Source organism: Caulobacter radicis (assembly GCF_003094615.1).
Classification (GTDB): Bacteria; Pseudomonadota; Alphaproteobacteria; order Caulobacterales; family Caulobacteraceae; genus Caulobacter; species Caulobacter radicis.
The window spans coordinates 385,058-407,804 of record NZ_QDKO01000043.1 but is presented as its reverse complement, the minus strand read 5'-3'; the positions used below and the strand labels follow the sequence as shown (position 1 = coordinate 407,804).

The following is a 22,747-nucleotide window of genomic DNA, read 5'->3' as shown; positions in this document are numbered from 1 at the left end:
GGGGAAGGGCGTCGTGGGCCTTACTTCCCGGTCCACTGGTTCAGCCAGCCCAGCACCTCGTCGTGCCACTGGACCGAGTTCTGGGCCTTCAGCACCCAGTGGTTTTCATTGGGATAGTAAAGGAACTTGCTGGGCACGCCCTTGCGCTGCAGCGCCGTGAAGGTGGCGATGCCCTGTTCGAGGGGCACGCGGAAGTCGTTCTGGCCCTGCACGACCAGGGTCGGCACGGTCCACTCGGCCACGTGGTCAGCCGGGTTGAACTGGCTGTAGGTGGTCTTGCCTTCCCACGGCGCGCCGCCGTTCTCCCACTCGCTGAACCACAGCTCCTCGGTCGAGTAGCCCATGAAGCGGCTGTCGAAGATGCCGTCGTGGTTCACCAGGCACTTCCAGGGCTCCTTCCACTGGCTGGCGATCCAGTTGATCATGAAGCCGCCGTACGAGCCGCCCAGGGCGCAGGCGCGGTCCTGGTCGAGGAAACCGTACTTCTTGGTGGCGAAGTCCCAGCCCTTCTGAAGGTCCTCCAGCGGGCGATCGCCCCAGTGCTGGCTGATGGCGTCGGTGAAGGCCTGGCCGTAGCCGGTCGAGCCGTGGAAATCGATCATCACCACGGCATAGCCGGCGCCGGCGTAGGTCTGGGCGTTCCAGCGGTAGTGGAAGAGGTTCCCGAACGAGCCCTGCGGGCCGCCGTGGATCAGGAAGGCGACCGGATACTTCTTCGACGGATCGAAGTTGGCCGGCTTCACGAGATAGCCGTGCACGGTCTCGTCGTTCCAGCCCTTGAAGCTGAACTGCTCGGCCTCGCCCATGGCGATGCCTTGCAGCTTGTCGGCGTTGAGGCCGGTCAGCTGGATCGGCGAGCCTTTCGGGGCCAGGGCGTAGAGCTGGGCAGGGGTCTTGAGGTTGTCCTGGGCGATCACGGTCGAGCCGCCGGCGGCGCTGAACGCGCCCACATGGCCTTCGCCGGTCAGGGCCGTGGCCTTGCCGCTCTTGACGTCGATGGCGAAGAGCTTGGTCTGACCCACGTCCTCGGCGGTCGTGTAGATGGTCTTGCCGTCGGCGCTGAAGGTGATCGACTGGGCCGAATGGTCCCAGGCCGGGGCCACTTCACGCACCTTGCCGTTTTCGCGCACCATGACGCCGAAGCGGTCGGCCTCGAAGCCCGGGCGCTTCATGGCCAGCCAGGCCTGGACCTTGCCGTCCGGCGAGAAGGTCGGCTGGGCGTCCCAGGCCTTGTTGTCGGCGGTCAGGTTGGCCGGCTGGGCCGAGCCGTCGACCGGAACCGACCACAGGTCGTAGTTGGTCTGCCAGGGCTCGTCGCGGCCGGCGATCTTGGCCGAGAACACCACGGTCTTGCCGTCGGGGCTGATGGTGAAGTCCTCGTCGCCGCCGAACGGCTTGGTCGGGGAATCACCGTCGAAGCCGGCCATGAGCGCCTTCGCCTCGCCCGTCGCCACGCCCGAAGCGTCCAGGCCGTAGGCGTAGAGGTGGTTCTTCGTGCCGTCGTTCCAGGTGTCCCAGTGGCGGATGAACAGCTTGTCGTAGACGACGCCGGTCGTCTTCTGGGCCTTCCTCTGGTCCAGGCGCTCCTGGGTGCAGGCCAGGGTGGGGCAGTCGGGGAAGACGGCCTGGCTGACCACCACGGTCTTGCCGTCGGCCGAGACCTTGAAAGCGCCGACGTCGAACGGGGCCTTGGTCACCTGCACGGCGGTCTCGCCCGAAGCGTCCGTGCGGAACACCTGGTCGGAGCCGGCGCGGCCCGACAGGAAGTAGATGCTCTTGCCGTCGGCCGACCAGCGCGCGCTGGAGACGCCGCCGTCCGACACAGCCAGGCGGCGCGGCGCGATCCTGGCCTTCAGGTCGGCGACCCACAGCGAGAACGAGGCCTTGTTGGCCGGCAGGTCCATCGTCCGCACCAGGTAGATCACCTGGCGGCCGTCCGGCGACACCTTCGGCTCGCTGACGCGGTCGAGCGTGACCATGTCCTTGGCGGTGAAGCCCCGGCCCTGCGCGTGGGCGGTCGCCGGAACGATCGCGAAGGCGGCCAGCGATAGGGCGAGGGCGGAGGCGGCGAGGCGCAAGGTCTTGGTCATGGAAGTCGTGGTCCAGGCGGCAAGGTTGCCAAAAACGGCGCGAGCCTAGCGGCGCCGTGCCGGTGAGGCCAGCCCGAAGGGCAAGCTTTGCTCCATGCTGCGGCGCCGTTAGTGAAGGTGGCGGAATTTGGTCTTCCGCGTGGCGAAAATGCCATATCGGACAACGACTTATGAAGGTAACAATCCGAAACAGGACTTGCGTTGCTGCGTCGCGGCAAAGCTCGTAGACGGTAAATGGGGACGAATAGGCGGCCGCAGAGCCGCTCCCAAGTTTACAAAGGTTTCTCGTGTCGGTTTCGCCTTATCATCAGCACACGGTCGCTGGACCGGTGATCTTCGCAGGGATCGGCCTGCACACGGGCGCGCACGTGCGCGTCGCCGTGCGCCCCGCCGCCCCCGACAGCGGGATCGTCTTCGTGCGCACCGACGTCCAGGACCGCGACAACCGCGTGCCGGTTCGCGGCGACGCCGTGGTGCAGACCCAGCTGGGCACCGTCATCGCCAACGCCGCCGACGTGCGCGTCTCGACCATCGAGCACCTGATGGCCGCCCTGGCCGCCCTGTCGGTCGACAATTGCGTCGTCGAGCTGGACGGCCCGGAAGTGCCGATCATGGACGGCTCGTCCGAGCCCTTCGTGCAGATCCTCGACCGCGCCGGTCGCCGCCGTCAGGAAGCCGCGCGCCGCTACATCGAGATTCTCTCGCCGATCGAGGTGGTCGAGGGCGACAAGCGCGCGACCCTGACTCCGGCCGAATCCTTCGAGGTGGCCTTCGAGATCGCCTTCGCCAGCAAGGCCATCGGCCGCCAGCGCGTCGATCTGGTCATCGACGAGGAAAGCTTCCGCAAGGAGCTGTCGAACTGCCGCACCTTCGGCTTCCTGCGCGAGGTCGAGGCCCTGCGCGACATCGGCCTGGCCCGCGGCGGCTCGATGGAGAACGCCGTGGTCATCGACGGCGACCGCGTGCTCAATCCCGAGGGCCTGCGCCGCTCGGACGAATTCGTGCGCCACAAGGCCCTGGACGCCGTCGGCGACCTTTATGTCGTTGGCGCTCCGATCCTTGGCAGGTTCGAAGGAATTCTGGCCGGACACGGCCTCAATAACGCCGCTGTTCGTGCGTTGATGGAGCAACCGCGCGCTTGGCGCTGGCGCGCCCATGCGCCGGAGCTGGCCGAAGCGGTCTGATCAAAACGGGGGATCGCTCCCGCCGCTCGGCTTTCGTTTGCGCCCGCATCGACGTGGTGTAGAAGCCTTGGTTCGGCGCGGGGGCGCGCAAGGTTGCTTCGAGGGTGAGAGAGTCCGTGCTTCGCAAAATCTCGGGACGTTCGGCCGTCTCCATCGTGGCCGTGCTCGCCGCTCTGTCGGTCACCGCCTGCGCGGGCAAGCCCAAGAAGCCGACGCTGGCTTATGAGGAGCGTCCGGTCGAGCTGCTGTATTCCACCGGCGCCAACCGCCTGGACCGCGGCAACTGGAACGAGGCCGTCGACTACTTCCGCGAGGTCGAGCGCCAGCACCCCTATTCGGAGTGGTCGCGCCGCTCGATCCTGATGACCGGCTACGCCCACTACCAGGGCAACCAGTACGCCGACGCCATCGGCGACGCCGACCGTTTCATCTCGCTCTATCCGGGCAACCCGTCGGCCTCGTACGCCTACTACCTGAAGGCCATCTGCTATTTCGAGCAGATCGTCGACGTGTACCGCGACCAGGCCGCCACCGAGCAGGCGCTCGCCGCGCTGCGCGACGTCGTCCAGCGCTATCCCAACAGCGAATACGCCCAGGACGCCCGCCTGAAGATCGACATGGTCAACGACCAGCTGGCCGGCAAGGAACTGGCGATCGGTCGCTGGTACCTGCGCGATGGCAAGACCCTGGCCGCCATCGGCCGCTTCAAGACCGTGGTCGACCGTCACCAGACCACCTCGCACACGCCCGAAGCTCTCTATCGCCTGGTCGAGGCCTACATGACCCTGGGCCTGACCGAGGAAGCCAAGCGCAATGGCGCGGTGCTGGGCTACAACTTCCCGGGCGACCGCTGGTACGCCGACGCCTACAAGCTGCTGAACGACGCGGGTCTGAAGCCGGCCGTCGAGCCGCTGAAGGCCGGCAACAAGCGCAACCTGATCGACCGCACCCTCAATCGCGAGAAGGGCGGCGCGCTGGCCCCTCCCGGCGAGAAGAAGAAAAAGGGCGGCCTGATGGGCGTTCTCGGGATGTAAGCGAAAGCGGGCCGTTGCAAAACGGCCCGTTTTTCTTTTGTTCTCAAACGCCTACCGCTTCCTCTTTGAAAAAGCCCGATTCCCGGTGATCCTTCCGGCCATGCTGATCGGTCTCTCCATCCGCGACGTGGTGCTCATCGAGAGCCTCGACCTGGCCATCGGGCCGGGCCTGACCGCGCTGACCGGCGAGACCGGGGCGGGCAAGTCGATCATTCTCGACGCCCTGGGGCTGGCCACCGGCGCCCGCGCCGACGCCGGCCTGGTGCGCCGCGGAGCCGCCGGCCACGCCAGCGCCACGGCTATCTTCGCCCTTGCGCCTGATCACCCCGCCTTCGCCTATCTCGACGACAAGGGTCTGGACTACGCCCGCGACGAGGACCTGGTCCTGCGCCGCCAGCTGTCGCCCGACGGCCGCTCGCGCGCCTTCGTCAACGACCAGGCCACCAGCGTCGGCGTGCTCAAGGACTTGGGCGCGCTGCTGCTCGAGGTGCACGGCCAGCACGAGACGGTCGGCCTGCTGGATCCGCGCACCCACCGCACCCTGCTGGACGCCTACGGCCAGGTCAGCGTCGGGGCGGTTTCGTCAGCCTGGAGCGGCTGGCGCGCCGCCCGCGAGACCGCCGCCGAACTGAAGGCCCTGTCCGACCGCGCCGCGGCCGAGACCGAGGAACTGACGCTCCGCCTGTCCGAACTCGACCGGCTGGACCCGCGCGAGGGCGAGGAGACCGCCCTGGCCGAGGAGCGGGCCCTGCTGGGTTCCGCCGAGAAGGCGCTGGCCGACATCGCTTCGGCCCAGGACGCCCTGGGTGGCGACAACCTGTCGGGCAAGCTGGCTTCGGCGTTCCGCGCTCTTGAGCGTGCGCGGGATCGCGCCGCCAACGCCGGCGCGCCCGCCGACGGTCCGGCCATGACCCGCCTGGCCGCCGCCTGCGAGGCGGTCGACCGCGCGCTCGTCGAGGCCCAGGAGGCCAGCGCCGCCATCGACATGGCCGCCGAGAGCTTCGAGTTCGAGCCCGACCGCCTGGAGAAGGCCGAGGAGCGCCTGTTCGCCCTGCGCGGCATGGCCAGGAAGCTGAACGTGCTGGTCGAGGACCTGCCGGCCGTCCGCGCCGAGTTCGCCGCCCGCCTGCAGGCCGTCGAGACCTCGGCCGAGGCCCTGGTCGCGGCGGAGGCGCAGGCCGCAGAGGCCCGCGAGGCCTATCTCTACGCCGCCCAGGCGCTGTCGACCGAGCGCCGCGCCGCCGGCGACCGCCTGGCCAAGGCCGTCGAGGCAGAGCTCGGCCCGCTGAAGCTGGAGAAGGCCAGGTTCCGCGTCGCCCTGGAGCCTCTGGACGAGGACAAGGCCGGCCCGTCGGGCCTGGATCGCATCGCCTTCGAGATCTCGACCAATCCCGGCGCGCCGTTCGGCCCGATGGAAGCCATCGCCTCGGGGGGCGAACTGGCCCGCTTCGCCCTGGCCCTGAAGGCCGCGCTGGCCGGGAAGGGCGGCGGTCCCCAGCCGCTGATGATCTTCGACGAGGTCGACCAGGGCGTCGGCGGGGCCGTGGCCGACGCGGTGGGCCTGCGCCTCAAGCGCCTAGCCGCCAATGCCCAGGTTCTGGTCGTGACCCACTCGGCCCAGGTCGCCGCGCGCGGCGACGCCCATTGGCGGATCTCGAAATCCGGCGACGACACCTCCACCCGCACCAAGGTCGAGCCCCTGTCGCCGGCCGAGCGCGAGGAAGAGATCGCGCGCATGCTGTCGGGCGCGGAAGTCACAGAGGCGGCGCGTGCGGCGGCTCGGGCGCTGATCGGGTAAATTGGAAACCTCCCCCCGTGGGGGAGGCGGCCGAAGGCCGGTGGGGGGCGTTTTCAGCTTTCGAGGCGGTGGCTCATTTCTTGGCGCCGCCCCCCCCCCACCGATCGCTTCGCGATCACCTCCCCCACAGGGGGAGGTTCCTGTCATCACAGATCCAGATCGTCCGCCGCGAAGGCCGCGTTGTCCTGGATGAACTTGAAGCGCAGCTCGGGCTTGCGGCCCATCAGGGTCTCGACCAGGTCCTCGACCGTCTCTTCGTGGCGCGGCAGGGTGACGCGCGCCAGGGTACGGACCGCCGGGTCCATGGTGGTTTCCTTCAGCTGGGCGGCCATCATCTCGCCCAGACCCTTGAAGCGGCCGATCTCGGGCTTCTTGCCCTTGAACATGGTGGCCAGCAGCTCGTCCTTGTGGGCGTCGTCGCGGGCGTACTCGGTCTTGCCGCCGTGGCTGATGCGGTAGAGCGGCGGCAGGGCCAGATACAGCCGGCCGGCGCGGATCAGGTCCGGCATGGTCCGGTAGAAGAAGGTGATCAGCAGCGAGGCGATGTGGGCGCCGTCGACGTCGGCGTCGGTCATGATGATGATCCGCTCGTAGCGCAGATCCTCTTCACGGTACTTGTTGCCGCCCTGGGCGCCCAGGGCCAGCATCAGGTCCGACAGTTCCTTGTTGGCCGTGAACTTCTCGCCCGAGGCCGAGGCCACGTTCAGGATCTTGCCGCGCAGGGGCAGGATCGCCTGGTTCTTGCGGTTGCGGGCCTGCTTGGCCGAGCCGCCGGCCGAGTCGCCTTCGACGATGAACAGTTCCGCGCCGTCGACCGCGCCGCCGGCGCAGTCGGCCAGCTTGCCCGGCAGGCGCAGCTTGCGGGTCGCGCTGGCGCGGGAGACTTCCTTGTCCTTGCGGCGCTTGAGGCGTTCCTCGGCGCGCTCGATGACGAACTCGAGCAGGGCCTGGGCGGCCTTGGGGCTGCCGGTCAGCCAGTGGTCGAACGGGTCGCGCAGGGCGTTCTCGACGAAGCGCTGGGCCTCGGTCGTCGACAGCTTTTCCTTGGTCTGGCCCTGGAATTCGGGGTTCTTGATGAACACCGAGATCAGCGCGCCGGCCTGGGCCACCACGTCGTCGGCGGTGATGATCGTGCCGCGCTTCTCGCCCTTGAGGTCGGCATAGGCCTTGAGGCCCCGCGTCAGGGCGGCGCGGAAGCCGCTTTCGTGCGTGCCGCCCTCGGGGGTCGGCACGGTGTTGCAGTACGACTGCATGAAGCCGTCGTGCTCGCCGAAGCCGCGCGGGGTCCAGGTGACGGCCCATTCGACCGCGCCGGCCTCGCCCTCGCGCTCGATGCGGCCGGCGAAGCTGGTCGGGGTGACCGTCTCCAGGCCCTTGGTGCGCTCGGCCAGGAAATCGGCCAGGCCGTTGGGGAAGTGGAACACCGCCTCGGCGGGCGTCTGGTCGTGGATGCGCTCCTGGGCGCAGGACCATTTGATCTGCACGCCGCGGAACAGATAGGCCTTCGAGCGGGCCATGCGGTAAAGGCGCGCCGGCTTGAAGGCGCAGCCTTCGCCGAAGATCTGCTCGTCGGGCTTGAAGCGCACCATGGTGCCGCGCTTGCGGCTGGGCTGGATCTTCTCGACCGGGCCCAGCGGCTTGCCGCGGGCGAAGCTCTGGCGGTGCTCGAAGCCGTCGCGCCAGACCGTCACCTCGACCAGCTCCGACAGGGCGTTGACGACGCTGGCGCCGACGCCGTGCAGGCCGCCCGAGGTCTCGTAGGCCTTGCCGCTGAACTTACCGCCCGCGTGCAGGACGGTCATGATCACTTCCAGCGCCGACTTGCCCGGATGCTTGGGGTGCGGGTCCACGGGCATGCCGCGGCCGTCGTCCTTGACCGACAGATAGCCGTCGGCGTCGAGCTTGACCTCGATCGACTTGGCGAAGCCGGCGACGGCTTCGTCCATCGAGTTGTCGAGCACTTCAGCGAACAGGTGGTGCAGGGCGCGTTCGTCGGTGCCGCCGATGTACATGCCCGGACGCATGCGCACGGGCTCCAGGCCCTCCAGCACCTCGATCGAACTGGCGTCATAGCCGCCCGACGAGGGAGCAGCAGCCGGCGCGGCCTCGACCTTGCCCGGCGGCGGGGGAGGCGGCGGCTGCGGCTTGGGCTGCGGATGCGGTTCGCGAGCGGGCAGGGGCGGAGCGCTCGGCGGCGCCAGGGCGTCGTCGTCGAACAGCGAGAACAGCGAGTTGGGGTCTTTGGAAGACATGCGGGGATTTTGCGGCGATTCGGGTGTCCCGCCCCGTATGACCCGAGCTCGCCCCCAAGGAAAGCGCTGCTTGGGGATTGGTTTGCAGCTTCAGTGTGCATGCACGAATGTGACAATCTTCACGTGTATTTTCGTTGATATCGCCTCGGGTTGAGTGAATGCTCCCTTCCACCGGCCCGAGCGGCGGCCGGCCCATCGGAAGAGGGAGAAGCGTCATGACGACTGCGACTGCGCAGGCGGGCACCGCCGAATTCACCACCACCGACTGCGGCGACACCAGCGGCACGGCCAATGGGCTGCTGCCGGTCGGCTCGGCCGTCTCGATCAACGGCAGCACCGACCTCAGCTCGTGCATCATCGGCAACAGCGAAGGCAAGGTCTACGGCATCCGGCTGGTGTCGAACGCCGGCATCTACAGCTACCAGGTGCAGGTCGACGCCCAGGGGCCTTCGGGGATCTTCTCGGGCAGCATCAACCTGGCCTTCACCGACCAGACCGGCGACACCTACAAGCTGGCCATCACCGCCAGCCGCCGCGAACAGCACACGGTCTCCTACAACAGCGACCGCCCCTCGATCGTGAAGATCACCTGGGCGACCTGACGCCTCGTGGGCCTCGCCCCCAGCGGCGAGGCCCATACGCTCTTCCTGGAGCGGGCCGGCGCGCCTAAGCTTGTCGTGCGCGGCGTCCGGGCCTGACCGGCGATCGGCGCACGGTTCCAAGCTTTCATCGGTTTCCGGCTTTCGAGCGGCGCTCCGTAGAGACGCGTCCGAATGGGAGGGTTTGATGCGTGCGATCCTTGCGCCGGCGCTCTGCGCCGGCCTTTTGGCCGTGGCTGCGCCCGGCCTGGCCTTCGCCGACACCGGCTATGCGGCCGCCTGGCGTCCGGGCGGCGGCGCCCAATGGTGGCGCTCGGGCATGAGCCTTGAGCAGTTCAAGGCCCAGGACAAAACCCACTTCGACAACGGCCTGCGCATCCATTCGCTGTCGGTGAAGGGCGGTCGGTTCGCAGCCGTCTGGCGGCCGGGGAACGGCGCCCAGTGGTGGCGATCGGGCATGACGCTGGACGAGCTGAAGGCGCAGGACACCGCCTATTTCAACCAGGGCCTTCGCCTGACGGCCTTGGAGCTCGACGACGGCCGGTTCACCGCTGTCTGGCGCCCAGGCTCAGGCGCCCAGTGGTGGCGCACCGGCATGACCGTCGACCAGATGAAGGCGCAGGACCAGACCCATTTCGACAACGGCCTGCGCATCGCCCTGCTGGAGGTCGACGGCGGCCGCTACACCGCCGTCTGGCGTCCGGGGAGCGGTGCGCAGTGGTGGCGTTCGGGCATGACCGGCGCCCAGGCCGAGACCCAGGACCAGACCTATTTCAATCAAGGCCTGCGGCTGGCGGCGCTGTCGGTCGACGGCGACGCCTATGCCGCCGTCTGGAGGCCCGGAACGGGAACCCAGTGGTGGAGCCACCGCCGCTGCACGGTCGACTTCAAGACCGAGGACGCCGCCTATTTCGGTCGCGGCCTACGCATGGAGTTCATCGAACAGCAGGACAGCGCCGTGGGCGCCTATCGCTATCCGTGGAAGGCGGGCGACACCCGCAATGTGGGGCAGGGCAACAACAATCCCGGCGGCTCGCACAACGGCAGCCAGGCCTTCGCCTTCGACTTCTCGATGCCGGTCGGAACCCAGATCCGCGCCGTGCGAGGCGGTACGGTCGAGTGGCTGCAGGAAAGCCAGAGCACGACCTACAACCCCAACGCCCCGACCACGCCCAGCAACACGCCGTTCCCGGGCGGCAGCCCGCAGAATTGGGGCAACGCCGTGCGCATCCGCCATCCGGGCGGCTTCACCAGCTGGTACTTCCACATCCAGCAGAACGGGGTCTTGGTGAACGTCGGCGACGTCGTCCAGCGCGGCCAGCCGATCGCCACCTCGGGTAATACGGGCCGCACCTCCGGCCCGCACCTGCACTTCCAGGTCCAGGCGGATCCGACCAACTGGGGCCAGTCGGTGGCGATCAGCTTCAACGACTGCCAGGTCCCGACGGGCGGCGACAGCGTGACGTCCAACAACGTCTGGCCCTGAGGGGCTGGGCGGAGTGACGTTCAGGCTCCGTGCGCGGTCCTCGTCCTTCGACAAGCTCAGGATGAGGACCGTTGCCTGGCCGCTCGAAAACCTCACCCTGAGCCTGTCGAAGGGCGAGGTTCTCGTCTCGGACGCCGTTTGCCCTCAGGCCGCCTTGGCCGCGATGCGGGCCAGGGCGCGGCGCTCGATGCTGGCGGCGAACAGCGGCGTTTCGCGGCTGTTGTGGTCGCCGCCGTCACGCTGGCGGGCGTCGGCGGCGTCCTCGAACGGCGTGCCGTGCTTGTCGATGAAGTCGAGGAAGGCCTGCGTCGGGTGGGCGACCACGCTGTTGGTGTATTCGCAGGTCGCCTCGTCGATCTTCCTGGCGCTCAGGGTCCAGATCACCTGCACCCGCGTGCGGCCGTTGGGCGTGAAGGCGTCCGAGGTCGACACCATCCGGCACAGGGTCGGGGTGGCGATCTCGGCCACGTAGTGCTGCACCATCAGCGTCTGGCCGATCATCTCGACATTGATCGATATGCGCCGGCCGTCGTCGGTGAAGGTGGCCCCGGCCGAGATATGGTCGGGCGCGCAGCAGCGCTGGTATTCGGCCTCGGGCAGGGTGAACAGCCAGTCGGCGATGTCGATCGTCTCGATCGGCGCGTTGATGATCGCCTTATAGGCCGAGGCCGACAGTTGCTTGTCCGTGATGATGATGTCCGACATCGCCGTCTCCTTGCGTCGAAAGCTTGCCCGCGGCGCCGGATGCGACCGGCGGGCGACGTCAGGACTTTCGGCGCGCGGCCGTCGGCGAGGTAGCCATCCATGGGTTTGCCGCGCGAAGGCATGGGGAGGGGGCGGCTAGACCTAGGTCTAGAAAGGCGCGGGCATGGCTCAGGTCAGCTCGCGCCGCATGGCGTAGTTGTGGATCGGCACGCCGCGCACCTCGAAGTCGCGCCGCGCGGTGACGGCGAAGCCGTGGCGCTCGAACACCGGCCGGGCCAGTTCGCTGGCCTCGACGTAGAGAGCGGGAAGACCCTGTTCGACGGCGCGTTGGATCACCGTCTCCAGCAGGCGGGAAGCCACGCCCTGTCCGGCGAAGTCGGGATGGCAGTAGAGGTGGTCGACATGGCCGTCGGGTTCCAGGTCGACATAGGCGACGGCCTGGTCGCGGGCGTTTGCCGCGACAAAGGTCATCCGGCCGTCGGCGGCGCGGTTCAGCACGTCGATCGGCTGTAGCGGCGCCGGCGCCCAGGCGGCGGCCTGCGCGGCGGAGTAGGCGCGCCGCCCAAGCCCGTGGACGGCGTCGTAGTAGAGCTGCGCCATGGAGGGCGCATCGTCGGTTCGGTAGGGGCGGATGACGACGGCCGCTTCCATCGCTTCCCTCGAAAAGCGACGGCCCGCCTCTCAGGAGAAGCGGGCCGTCTGATCGGTTACCGGTAGGCCGGAGGCAGGCCGTTGTCGCCCGCCGCATAGCGGTCGCGCAGCTGGCTCTGGCGGCTGTCGGCCGGCTGCTCGACGCCGCCGATGAACACCTTGTCGGCCCAGGTCGTGGTTTCCAGCGGATCGCCGGTCCACAGCACCAGGTCGGCGGTCTTGCCGACGTCCAGCGAGCCGATCTGGTCGGCCATGCCCCAGATCTTCGCCGGCGTCAGGGTGATCGCCGCCAGGGCGGCCGGATAGGGCAGGCCGTTGGCGACGGCCAGGCCCGCATTCAGGCGTTCCTGGCGCAGGTTGTTGAAGTCCCGCGCGCCGTTGATCGCCACCGTCACGCCAGCGGCGTTCAGGCGGGCGGCGTTGTCGAGACGCGAGCCCAGGGTCTCGAAGCTGTCGGGCAGGTCGGCCTGGGTGTCGACGATCACCGGCACGCCGGCCCTGGCGATCTCGCCGGCCACCAGCCAGCCTTCCTCGGCGCCTTCCAGCACGATCCTGATCTTCTCCTCGGCCGCCAGCTTGAGGGCCAGGCGGATGTCCGAGGCGCGGTGGGCGCGGATCAAGAGCGGGGTCTTGCCCTGCACCACCGGGACCAGGGCCTCCAGGTCGAGGCGCGAGAGGCCGTAGTCGCGCGTGGCGCCCTGTTCGAAGGCGGCGCGGTTCCTGGCGAACGCCCGGGCGTCCTGCAGGGCCGACTTGACCAGCACGATCGCCGCGCCGCGCGAGCCGCCGGCCGCGCGGGCCCCGGCCTCGCCCAGAGACAGCGTCACGGCGGTCTTCGACTTGGCGACGATGTCGGCTTCGCCCGCCTTCAGGCGCACGAACGCCGCCTGGCCGCCGAACAGCGGGGGATCGCCGCCGCCGTCCTTGCCGGCCGTCATCTCCTCGACCACGCCGTCGTCGGCATGCTCGTGGGACCCGCCGCCGACGCCCGACAGGATCGGGGTCACGGCCGAGCTGGTGACGCCGCCGTCGCGGGCCAGGCCGATCATCGGCGAGGCCGGATTGACGCCGTAGGCGATGTCGAAACCGGCCGAAAGCGCATTGCCGGTGCCGTCGTCGCGCGTCTCGCGCACGCCGCCGATCTCCGAGGCGCTGATGTTCGACGACGGGGCCACCAGGCCGGGGGTCACGACTCCACCCTTGGCGTTGATGGTCGTCACGCCCGCGGGCACGGCGACGCCGGCGCCGACGGCGGCGATCTTGCCGTTCTGCACGAGGATGGTCCCCGACGGGATCGCCGCGCTCGACACCGGCTCGATGCGAGCGTTGACGATGGCGAAGGTCTGGGCGGCGGCGGGAGCGGCGACGACGGCGGTCAGGGCCGCGCCGGTGAGAAGAATGGACCGGATCATCAGTTGAACGCTCCCTGGCCGGGCTGGCCGAGCTCGAAGTCGGACTTGGGCTGATAGCGCTTGTCGTTGCGGTCGTAGGTCAGGGCGCCGTCGATATAGACCTGCTCGGCCTTGGCGTAGACGCTGAACGGATCGCGGTTCCAGACCACGATGTCGCCGGCCTTGCCCGCTTCCAGGCTGCCGGTCTTGTCGGCGATGCCCATGGCTTTGGCCGGATTGGCCGTGATCCACTTGATGGCCTCGGCGCGGGTGATCCCGTAGCCGATCTTGTTGCCCGCGGTCATGGCGATGGCGGCCTCCTGGTTGAGGCGCTGGGTCATGATCGGATCGTCGGAGTGGATAACGACGCAGGCGCCGGCCTTCCACACCATGGCGGCGTTGGAGTCCACGCCGTCCAGGCTTTCCATCTTGAAGCCGGTCCACGAGGCCCAGGTGGCCGAGCAGATGCCTTCCTTGGCCAGCAAGGGGGCGACCTTGTAGCTCTCCACCGCGTGGTGGAACATGGTGATCTTGTAGCCGAACTCCTTGGCCACATCGATCATCACGGCCATCTCGTCGCCGCGATAGCAGTGGTTCTGCACCAGGATCTCGCCCTTGAGCACGCCGGCGAGGGTCTCAAGTTGCAGGTCGCGCTTGGGGGCGTCGGCCTTCTCGCCCTTGTCCTTCTTGGCGCGGTAGTCGTCCCACTTGCGGGCGTAGTCGGCCGCGTCGATCCAGGCCTTGCGATAGCCGAAGACGTTGCCCATCGCCGTCGAGGGCGTGCGGTTCTTGGACCCGTAGACGCGCTTGGGGTTCTCGCCGCAGGCCATCTTCAGGCCGTAGGGCGCGCCCGGGAACTTCATGCCCTGCATGGTGGTCGAGGGCACGTTCTTCAGCGTCACCGAGCGGCCGCCGAACAGGTTGGCGCTGCCGGGTAGGATCTGCAGGGTGGTGACCCCGCCGGCGCGGGCGCGGTTGAAGCCCGGATCCTGCGGCCACACCGAGTGCTCGGCCCAGACCTGGGCGGTGTTGGGATCGGTGGCCTCGTTGCCGTCCGACTTGGCCGACACGCCGGGCGAGGGATAGACGCCCAGGTGGCTGTGGGAGTCGATGATGCCGGGGGTGATCCACTTGCCCTTGGCGTCGACGGTGGCGACGCCGGCCGGGATGGCGGTCTCGGGACCGCCGACGGCGATGATCTTGCCGTCCTGGATCACGACCACGCCGTTGTCGATCTGGGCGCCGGTCGCGGTCAGCACCGTGGCGCCGACGAAGGCCGTCGGGCGCGAGGGCAGGGGCGCGTAGGTCGAGGGGAAGCCCGACGAGGCCTCGCCGTCCAGGCCCTTGGGCAGCGGCTTGGCCTCGGCCTTCTCGGCGGGCTTGGCGGACGCCTGCGGCTTCGCCGTCGTCCCGGTCGTGGCGCAGGCCGAAAGGCCCAGCGCAAGCAGACTGACGGCCGCGGCCGTCGTACCCCATCGTGTCATCAATTTTCCCCGACTCTCGAAGAGGCCGCGAGGACAGACTAATTCAGACCCCTGATCAAGCAGCGCGGCGCCCCATTTTTCCCCGATCGCGGCGTTTGTCTGTCGCGCGGGCTTCGTGCGAGGATCGCGACCTGCGGTCGAATCCGCGCGGGAGGAACATCATGAGCGTGCGTTCTTGGCTGGGCCTCGCGGCCGCCCTTCTGATCAGCGCCTGCGCGGGCCAGCCCGCCGGCCCCTCCACCGGAGCTCCGCCGCCGATGTCGCGCGCGCCCGTGGCCGAGGGCGGCATGTGCGGGGGCATCGCCGGCTTCCAGTGCGGCGAGGGCCTGTCCTGCGTCATGCCGGTCGGCGCCTGCAAGACGGTGGCCGACGCCTCGGGCATCTGCCGTCCGCGCCCGCAGGTCTGCACCATGGACTATCGCCCCGTCTGCGGCTGCGACGGCAAGACCTACGGCAACGCCTGCAGCGCCGCGGGCCAGGGCGTCAGCGTCGCCCACGAGGGCGAATGCAAGGCCTCCTGACAGGAATGGACCGCAGGCAGGCCATGATCGGCGGCGCGGCGGCGGCTCTCGCGCCGTCGCTCGCCGTTGCGGGAGACAAGACGATGTACGGACTGATCGGCCAGATGAAGGCCGCCCCCGGCAAGCGCGACGATCTGGTTGCCATCCTCAGGGAAGGCACGGAGGCGATGCCCGGCTGCCTGTCCTACATTCTCGCGCTGGACCCGACCGACGCCGACGCGATCTGGATCACCGAGGTCTGGACCGACAAGGAAAGCCACGCGGCGTCGCTGAAGCTGCCTTCGGTGCAGGCGGCCATCGCCAAGGCCCGCCCGATCATCGCCGGCTTTGGCCACCGGTTCGAGACCACGCCGGTCGGCGGCGTGGGGCTCTGAACCGGTCCGACGGTTCGAATTGATGTGACCCGAAGGCTGGCGTTCTGCTTCCGCTCGCGTTAGCAGACCGCCCATGATCCGCCTCGACAATATCTCCAAGCAGAACGGCCACCAGATCCTGTTCATCGAAGCTTCGATGGGCATCCAGAAGGGGGAGAAGGTCGGCCTTGTCGGCCCGAACGGCGCCGGCAAGACGACGCTGTTCCGCATGGTCACCGGCCAGGAACAGCCCGACGACGGGCTGGTCGCGATCGATCCCGGCATGAAGATCGGCTATTTCAGCCAGGACGTCGGCGAGATGTCGGGCCAGAGCGCGGTCGCCGCGGTGATGGACGGCGTCGGCCCCGTCAGCGCCCTGGCCGCCGAAATGGCCACGCTCGAGGCGGCCATGGTCGATCCCGACCAGGCCGACCAGCTGGACGCCGTCATGGAACGCTACGGCGAGGTGCTGGAGCGCTTCCAGGAGCTGGACGGCTATGCGCTGGAAGCCCGCGCCCGCGAGGTCCTGGCCGGCCTGAGCTTCAGCCAGGAGCGCATGGACGGCGACGTCGGCATGCTGTCCGGCGGCTGGAAGATGCGCGTGGCCCTGGCTCGCATCCTGCTGATGCGGCCCGACGGCATGCTGCTGGACGAACCCTCCAACCACCTGGACCTGGAAAGCCTGATCTGGCTGGAGGCGTTCCTGAAGAACTACGACGGCGCGCTGCTGATGACCTCGCACGACCGCGCCTTCATGAACCGCATCATCGGCAAGGTGGTCGAGATCGACGCCGGTTCGCTGATCACCTATTCGGGCGATCTCGATTTCTACGACCAGCAGCGCGCGCTCAGCGAGGCGCAGCGCCAGGCCCAGTACGAGCGCCAGCAGGCGATGCTGGCCAAGGAAATCAAGTTCATCGAGAAGTTCAAGGCGCGCGCCTCGCACGCCGCCCAGGTGCAGAGCCGGGTCAAGAAGCTCGACAAGATCGAACGCGTCGAGGCCCCGCGCAGACGCCAGACGGTGCAGTTCGAGTTCCAGAGTCCGCCGCGCTCGGGCGAGGACGTGATCAGCCTGCGGGGCATCCGCAAGGGCTACGGCGACAAGCCCATCTATGACGGCCTGGACTTCCTGGTGCGCCGCAAGGAGCGCTGGTGCGTGCTGGGCGCCAACGGCGCCGGCAAGTCGACCCTGCTGAAGCTGGTGGCGGGCGACACCAAGCCCGACCAGGGCGCGGTCAACATCGGCGCCAGCGTCAAGATGGGCTATTTCGCCCAGCACTCGATGGACCTGCTGGACGGCGAAGAGACGATCTTCGAGTCGCTGGAACGCTCGTTCCCGCAGGCGGGCCAGGGCGCGCTGCGCACCCTGGCGGGCTGCTTCGGCTTCTCCGGCGACGACGTCGAGAAGCCCTGCCGCGTCCTGTCCGGCGGCGAAAAGGCGCGCCTTGTCATGGCCAAGATGCTGTTCGATCCGCCCAACCTGCTGGTGCTGGACGAGCCGACCAACCACCTCGACATGGCCACCAAGGAGATGCTGGTCGCGGCCCTGGCCGACTTCGAGGGCACCATGCTCTTCGTCTCGCACGACCGCCATTTCCTGGGGGCGCTGTCGAACCGGGTGCTGGAGCTGACGCCCGAGGGCGTCCATCAGTACGGCGGCGGCTACACCGAATATGTCGCCCGCACGGGCCAGGAAGCGCCGGGGCTGCATCCGGGCGCCTGACCCGGAGCGACCCGCCGGTTTGGGGTCGAGCGCCCGGCGGCGGCCGTGAATTTTTTGCGACAACCCTTTTGCGCCAAGGGATTGCGCGGCCGCGCCGGCTCGGCCGGCAGTTGAACGCGCGGCGCAAATGCGGCAAAGGCGGAAGCGTCGAAGTTGGCGTGACGCGTGCGAGGCTATTGGGATGGACGGCGCCGACAGGCCCTCGATCGCAGACCCTGCGCCGCCCGTCGTCGGCGACCAGCGTCGCGAGATCGACAGCATCGCGCAGGCCCACACCGGCGACCTGAGGCGGTTCCTCGCCGCGCGGGAGGTCGATCCCTGGGAGCGCGAGGAGATCGTCCAGGAAAGCTTCCTGCGCCTGGCGGCCTATCCGTCGGTGGCGGCGCTGGAGAACCCGCGGGCCTTCCTGTTCCGGGTCGCCGAGAACCTGATGCGCGATCGCCGGCGCCGGGCCCGCGCGCGCCGCCAGGACCGGCACGAGCCCATCGATGACCACGACCTGACCGATCCGGGCCCCGAGCCGGACGTCGTCGTGCAGCACCGCGAGGCCCTGGCGCGAACCCGCGCGGCGATCCTGGCGCTGGACGAGCCGATGCGGACCGCCTTCGTGATGAGCCGGTACCGCGAGATGAGCTACGCCGAGATCGCCGCGGCGATGAAGATTTCCGTCAAGACGGTGGAGAAGTATGTGTCGGCCGCCCTCGCCCAATTGCGACGGGCCGTAGGGTCGGATCGCTCCGGTGCGTCCTTACGCGGAGAGGATCGATCATGACCGAGCACCGCTTCGATCGCAGGGCCACGCCCGCGGCCATCCAGGCCGCGGCGACCTGGTTCGCGCGCCTGCGCGGTCCCGACGGTCGGCGGCTCCGGCCGGCCTACGCCCGCTGGCGGCTGCGCAACGCCGCCCGGGCCAAGGTCGCCGCCGAGGTCGATGACGTCTGGGGTCTGGCCGGCGCCTTGGCCGATGATCCGGCGATCCGCGAACTGGTCGACGGCGCGCCCTCGGCTGCGCCGGCGCGGGTCGGGCGAGGGCAGGGGGCGGCCTGGACGCGCCGCGCCGCCGCCCTGGCCGTCTTCGTGCTGGCCGGCGCGTCGGGCGGCGGCCTTGCCCTGCATTTCGGCGTCGGCGCTCCCGTGCGGTCGGAGGTCTACCAGACCGCCCAGGGCGAGCAGCGGTCGGTGACGCTGAGCGATGGTTCGACGATCCGGCTCGACACGGCCACTCGCCTGACCGTCGAGATGCGCCCGCGCCGGCGCGATATCCGCCTGGCCGAGGGGCGGGCGCGCTTCGTCGCGGCGCGTGATCCGGCGCGCCCGTTCGTGGTCGAAGCGGGTCCAGCGCGGGTCGAGGCCCTGGGCACGGTCTTCGACGTGCGCCTGGACGCGGGTTCCGCGGCGGTGAACCTGTTCAAGGGCGCGGTCGAGGTGCGCAACACCGAGCACGGATCGGTGCGGCCCGTGCGCCTTGCCCCCGGCGACGGGGTGCGGGTCGCGGCCTCGGCCGCGCCGCTGATGGTCGCCCGGTTCGATCGCGACGGGGCCTGGGGCTGGTCGGACGGCCGCCTGGTCTTCGCCGGCGCCTCGCTGGCCCAGGTCGCCGCCGAGCTCAATCGCTATGGCCCCGGCCGCATGGTCGTCACCGGCGCCGCCGGACAGCGGTTCCGGGGCGAGTTGAAGGCCGGCGACGTCGACGGCGCGGCGACGGTGCTGTCGGCCCTCTACGACCTGTCGGTGCGGCGCGCGCCCAATGGCGACGTGGTGCTGGCCCCGCGCTGAGCGCGCCCGCCCCGCTTCGTCCGTAGGCGGAAACGACGCAAAAACTTCACGCGAAAAACCATAGGGGGCCTCCCCCAGCCCACGTCCTTCAAGTGGGGCCGAGTGCGGTCCCGCTTCAGGTTCTTTGGGGGCTACATGACGGTTGGTAGGAAGCGGATCCGGGCCTTGCTGGGCGCGACCGCTGTTTATTTCGGAGCGGGCGTCGCGCTCGCCGCGGGGGCCGCGCCGGCGGCCGCCTTGGCTCAGCAGGCCAGGACGTTCGACATTCCCGCTCAGCCCCTGCCGGAGGCTCTGCAGGCGTTCGGGCGTCAGTCTGGCCTGCGCATCGCGGTCGACGACGGGCAGGTGGCCGGCCTGCGCTCGGTGGCCGTTCGCGGGGCGATGACGCCCCAGGCGGCGCTGCGCCGCATGACCTCGGGGCTGGGCGTCGAGCACCAGTTCCTCGCCGATGGCGCGGTGGTGGTGCGTCGTCCGGCCCGTTCGACGCCGGTGGCCACGCGCCGCCGCGTCGCCTACGTGCCCGGCGAGGCCGGCGGCGATGCGTCCAACGGCTCGCCGGCGGCGCTCGAGGAGGTGGTCGTCACCGCCCGCCGCATGGAAGAGCGGATCATCGACGTGCCGGTGTCGGTGTCGGCCTTCTCGGCCCAGCAACTGAACGACCTGAAGATCGAGGGCGGCTCGGAGCTGCTGCGCGGCGTACCGAACGTGTCGTTCTCCAAGGACAACTTCACGGGCTACAACTTCGCCATCCGGGGCGTGGGCACCAAGGCCATGTCGGTCACCGCCGACCCGGCCGTGGCGATCAGCTTCAACAACACCGCCCTGCTGCGAAACCGCCTGTTCGAGCAGGAATATTTCGACGTCCAGCGGGTCGAGGTGCTGCGCGGCCCTCAGGGCACGCTCTACGGCCGCAACGCCACGGCGGGCGTCGTCAACATGCTGCCCAATGCGCCGAAGCTGGGCGAGTTCACCGCCGAGGCTCAGGGCGAGGTCGGCAACTACGACAGCCGTCGGGCGCGGGGCTTCGTCAACCTTCCGCTCGGCGAGACCCTCGCCCTGCGCTTCGCCGGCGCGCTGACCCAGCGTGACGGGTTCGACTTCAACACCACGACCGACCAGAACGTGAACGGGCGCGACCTGTGGTCCACCCGCGTCGGCGCGCTGTGGAAGCCGAACGCGCGGTTCTCGGCCAATCTCCTGTGGGAGCACTTCAACGAGGACGACGATCGCTCGCGCACCGGCAAGCAGCTGTGCACGCGCGGCGCGCCGCCCAAGGATATCCTCTGGACCGATCCCAGCGGAGCCTCGCGCACCTCGCCGGTCTTCACCCGCTGGACGATGGACAGCCTGACGCCCGGTTGCCAGAACAAGTCGCTCTATACGGACGCGGCCTATGGCACGCCCAACGGTCGCGGCATGCCGCTGGTCACCGGCCTGATCACCATCCTGCCGTTCACGACAAGGGGCGGGCCGGACAACGACACCTACCTGTTCCGCATGGGCATCGATCCGTTCGGCTCGGCCTCGGGCCGGCAGTCGACCGACCTGCGCGAGATCGCCACCTTCTATGATCCGAAGTTCAAGGCCGAGAACGACGTCGTCCAGCTGAACCTCGAGTTCGACCTGACGCCGCGGCTGACCCTGCATTCGCAGACGCTGTACATGGAAGACAGCTACTACGGCTCGCAGGACTTCTTTCGCTACGATCCCGCGCCGGGCCTGATCGCCAACCGCGAGGGGCGGGCCTTGAAGGCCGACTGGAACGCCTGGCTGGGGGCGCCGATCAACGGCAATGGGACCTTCGTGGATCCGCAGCTGGGTACGCTGGACCGGCTGGCCGCCGTCGACATCAGCCAGTCCAAAAGCAGCCAGTATTCGCAGGAGTTCCGCCTGCAGTCGTCGTTCGACGGCCGCTTCAACTTCAACCTCGGCGCCAACTACCTGAAGTTCAAGACGCAGGAGGACTACTACATCTTCAGCAACGCGTTCACGATGATCGCGGTGCAGCAGAACCTCAGCGCCAACTACAATCCCGACTGCACGCCCAAGACCGCGACGGCCAAGCCGAACGCCTGCGTCTATATCGATCCCAATCCGATCGACAAGATCGATGGCCAGGGGCACAACTACTATCGCAGCCTGGACCTGGCGCGCACCGAGTCCTGGGCGGTGTTCGGCGAGGGCTATTTCAAGCTCAGCGACAAGCTGCGCATGACCGCCGGCCTGCGCTACACCGAAGACACCAAGAGCACGATCCCGGTGCCGACCCAGCTTCTGGCGGCCGACAGCTTCTGGGGCGGCGGCACGGTCGGCAAGGGTTATCCGCGCGGTCCCGAGCAGACCCAGAACTGGAGCGCGGTGACCGGCCGCCTGGCCGTGGACTACAAGCCCGACCTGTCGTTCACCGATGACTCCCTAGTCTATGCGTCCTACTCGCGCGGCTACAAGGCCGGCGGCGGCAATCCGCCCGGGCCGGACTGGAATGAGGCCAACTCCAACTATCCGAAGCTGCCGCGCACCTTCGATCCGGAATATGTCGACGCCTTCGAGCTGGGAACGAAGAACGCCCTGCAGGGCGGGCGGCTGATGCTGAACGCCTCGGCGTTCTACTACGACTACAAGGACTATCAGGTCTCGCAGTTCATCGATCGCTCGATGCATACCGAGACCTTCGACGCCAAGACCTGGGGCCTGGAGCTTGAGGCGGCCTGGACGCCGGTGCGGAACTTCCGCCTCGACGCCACCCTGGGCTGGCTGCAGACGCGGATCGCCAGCGGCGAGACCTCGGTCGACGTGATGGATCGCCTGCAGGGGCGCACCGATTACACCGTCATGCGGCCGTGGCCGACCAGCCCGATGACCTGCATCGTGCCCAACGAGATCCTGGGCCGCTACATCCAGAACCTCGACGTCAAGCAGGCGGCGTCCAGCAGCACCGGCCAGATCTTCATCAAGATGCTGTGCCCCGGTCCGACGGTCTTCCAGAACGGCTTCCTGCCGGGCAGCGCCTGGAGCAACGCCTACAGGGACCAGTGGGGGCCGCTGGTCTACAACCCGCTGACTTATATCGACCCGGTCACCGGCGTTCACGCCACCAACCAGGGGCGGGGCTTCTCGGCCGACCTCGGCGGCAACAGCCTGCCGAACGCGCCGGAGCTGACGTTCAACCTGGGCGCCCAGTACCGGATCAATCTGCCGGGCAGCTGGGACATGACGCTGCGGGGCGACTACTACCGCCAGTCCGACAGCTTCGCGCGCGTCTACAACAGCGAGTACGACCGTCTGAAGAGCTGGCAGAACGTCAACCTGTCGGCGACGGTGGTCAATCGCGAGCACGACCTGGCGCTTCAGGTCTACGTCAAGAACGTGCTGAACGACACGCCGATCACCGACGCCTACACCGGCCCGGACGAGCTGGGCAACTTCACCAACGTCTTCACGCTCGATCCCCGGATCATCGGGGTGTCGCTGCGCAAGGGCTTTTGACGACCGCCCGGACGCCGCGTCCGCGCGGCGTCCGTCTTTCTCATACGGACGAGGACGCTCGCATGAAGGTTCTTCCAGCGAGCGTCCCGCTCCTTCGATAGCCGCCGGCCGGACAACGCGACATCAGGTTCGGCCGTTCGTGAAAGTAATCGATCGAGATGAATTGCGACCTTGCATCTTAGGTGTAGAGGTCATTTCGTCGTTGTCGTGATGA

At 68.7% G+C, this 22,747-nt stretch carries 17 protein-coding genes; 11 read left to right on the top strand and 6 right to left on the bottom strand.

The window, feature by feature from the left end:
- Positions 1 to 20: 20 nt before the first annotated feature.
- Positions 21 to 2,090 (bottom strand): alpha/beta hydrolase family protein, encoded by a 2,070-nt coding sequence (locus tag DDF62_RS24475; protein ID WP_116491527.1) that lies wholly within the window; start codon positions 2,088 to 2,090, stop codon positions 21 to 23.
- A gap of 287 nt (positions 2,091 to 2,377) precedes the next feature.
- Between DDF62_RS24475 and lpxC the strand changes: the two genes are divergently transcribed.
- The 3 genes from lpxC (at position 2,378) to recN (ending at position 6,106) form a co-directional block, all read left to right on the top strand.
- Positions 2,378 to 3,274 carry a UDP-3-O-acyl-N-acetylglucosamine deacetylase gene (lpxC, locus tag DDF62_RS24470; RefSeq protein ID WP_116491526.1) on the top strand — a complete coding sequence of 299 codons (897 nt, stop codon included), beginning with the start codon at positions 2,378 to 2,380 and terminating at the stop codon, positions 3,272 to 3,274.
- A 104-nt stretch (positions 3,275 to 3,378) separates the two neighbouring features.
- On the top strand, positions 3,379 to 4,308 hold the full coding sequence (locus DDF62_RS24465) for an outer membrane protein assembly factor BamD (RefSeq protein WP_116491525.1): 930 nt from the start codon (positions 3,379 to 3,381) through the stop codon (positions 4,306 to 4,308).
- A 100-nt stretch (positions 4,309 to 4,408) separates the two neighbouring features.
- On the top strand, positions 4,409 to 6,106 hold the full coding sequence (gene recN / locus DDF62_RS24460; RefSeq protein WP_116491576.1) for a DNA repair protein RecN: 1,698 nt from the start codon (positions 4,409 to 4,411) through the stop codon (positions 6,104 to 6,106).
- A 146-nt stretch (positions 6,107 to 6,252) separates the two neighbouring features.
- Here recN and parE read toward each other — a convergent pair whose 3' ends face one another.
- Positions 6,253 to 8,358 (bottom strand): DNA topoisomerase IV subunit B, encoded by a 2,106-nt coding sequence (parE, locus tag DDF62_RS24455; RefSeq protein WP_116491524.1) that lies wholly within the window; start codon positions 8,356 to 8,358, stop codon positions 6,253 to 6,255.
- A gap of 215 nt (positions 8,359 to 8,573) precedes the next feature.
- Here parE and DDF62_RS24450 point away from each other — a divergent pair, with 215 nt between their 5' ends.
- Positions 8,574 to 8,960, top strand: coding sequence for a hypothetical protein (locus DDF62_RS24450; protein ID WP_116491523.1), 387 nt, complete (start codon positions 8,574 to 8,576; stop codon positions 8,958 to 8,960).
- Between the two features lie 184 nt (positions 8,961 to 9,144).
- Complete coding sequence (locus tag DDF62_RS24445; protein WP_116491522.1) at positions 9,145 to 10,443, top strand: M23 family metallopeptidase; 1,299 nt, start codon at positions 9,145 to 9,147, stop codon at positions 10,441 to 10,443.
- A gap of 144 nt (positions 10,444 to 10,587) precedes the next feature.
- On the opposite strand, the gene DDF62_RS24440 is transcribed toward DDF62_RS24445, so the two are convergent.
- The 4 genes from DDF62_RS24440 to DDF62_RS24425 form a co-directional block, all read right to left on the bottom strand.
- A complete protein-coding gene (locus DDF62_RS24440) occupies positions 10,588 to 11,148 on the bottom strand; it encodes a hypothetical protein (RefSeq protein WP_116491521.1) in 561 nt (186 codons plus the stop codon).
- 168 nt (positions 11,149 to 11,316) lie between these two features.
- Complete coding sequence (locus tag DDF62_RS24435) at positions 11,317 to 11,799, bottom strand: GNAT family N-acetyltransferase (protein ID WP_116491520.1); 483 nt, start codon at positions 11,797 to 11,799, stop codon at positions 11,317 to 11,319.
- Positions 11,800 to 11,855: 56 nt separating this feature from the next.
- The gene (locus DDF62_RS24430) at positions 11,856 to 13,211 is read right to left on the bottom strand and encodes an amidohydrolase family protein (RefSeq protein ID WP_116491519.1); all 1,356 of its coding nucleotides are present in this window, start codon (positions 13,209 to 13,211) and stop codon (positions 11,856 to 11,858) included.
- Positions 13,211 to 14,674: an amidohydrolase gene (locus tag DDF62_RS24425; protein ID WP_116491518.1), complete on the bottom strand. Its 1,464-nt coding sequence runs from the start codon at positions 14,672 to 14,674 to the stop codon at positions 13,211 to 13,213. The genes DDF62_RS24430 and DDF62_RS24425 overlap by 1 nt, the downstream gene beginning before the upstream one ends.
- A gap of 161 nt (positions 14,675 to 14,835) precedes the next feature.
- On the opposite strand from DDF62_RS24425, the gene DDF62_RS24420 reads away from it, so the two are divergent.
- From DDF62_RS24420 to DDF62_RS24395, 6 genes are all read left to right on the top strand, one after another.
- Positions 14,836 to 15,195: a Kazal-type serine protease inhibitor family protein gene (locus DDF62_RS24420; RefSeq protein WP_116491517.1), complete on the top strand. Its 360-nt coding sequence runs from the start codon at positions 14,836 to 14,838 to the stop codon at positions 15,193 to 15,195.
- Entirely contained in the window at positions 15,180 to 15,569 is a 390-nt protein-coding gene (locus DDF62_RS24415) for a putative quinol monooxygenase (protein WP_244286934.1), read from the top strand. Before DDF62_RS24420 ends, DDF62_RS24415 begins: the two co-directional genes overlap by 16 nt.
- Before the next feature lie 73 nt (positions 15,570 to 15,642).
- Positions 15,643 to 17,271 carry an ABC-F family ATP-binding cassette domain-containing protein gene (locus tag DDF62_RS24410; RefSeq protein WP_116491516.1) on the top strand — a complete coding sequence of 543 codons (1,629 nt, stop codon included), beginning with the start codon at positions 15,643 to 15,645 and terminating at the stop codon, positions 17,269 to 17,271.
- Between the two features lie 181 nt (positions 17,272 to 17,452).
- On the top strand, positions 17,453 to 18,043 hold the full coding sequence (locus tag DDF62_RS24405) for an RNA polymerase sigma factor (RefSeq protein ID WP_165832375.1): 591 nt from the start codon (positions 17,453 to 17,455) through the stop codon (positions 18,041 to 18,043).
- The gene (locus DDF62_RS24400) at positions 18,040 to 19,047 is read left to right on the top strand and encodes a FecR family protein (protein WP_116491514.1); all 1,008 of its coding nucleotides are present in this window, start codon (positions 18,040 to 18,042) and stop codon (positions 19,045 to 19,047) included. The genes DDF62_RS24405 and DDF62_RS24400 overlap by 4 nt, the downstream gene beginning before the upstream one ends.
- 135 nt (positions 19,048 to 19,182) lie before the next feature.
- On the top strand, positions 19,183 to 22,533 hold the full coding sequence (locus DDF62_RS24395) for a TonB-dependent receptor (RefSeq protein WP_116491513.1): 3,351 nt from the start codon (positions 19,183 to 19,185) through the stop codon (positions 22,531 to 22,533).
- Positions 22,534 to 22,747: the final 214 nt, after the last annotated feature.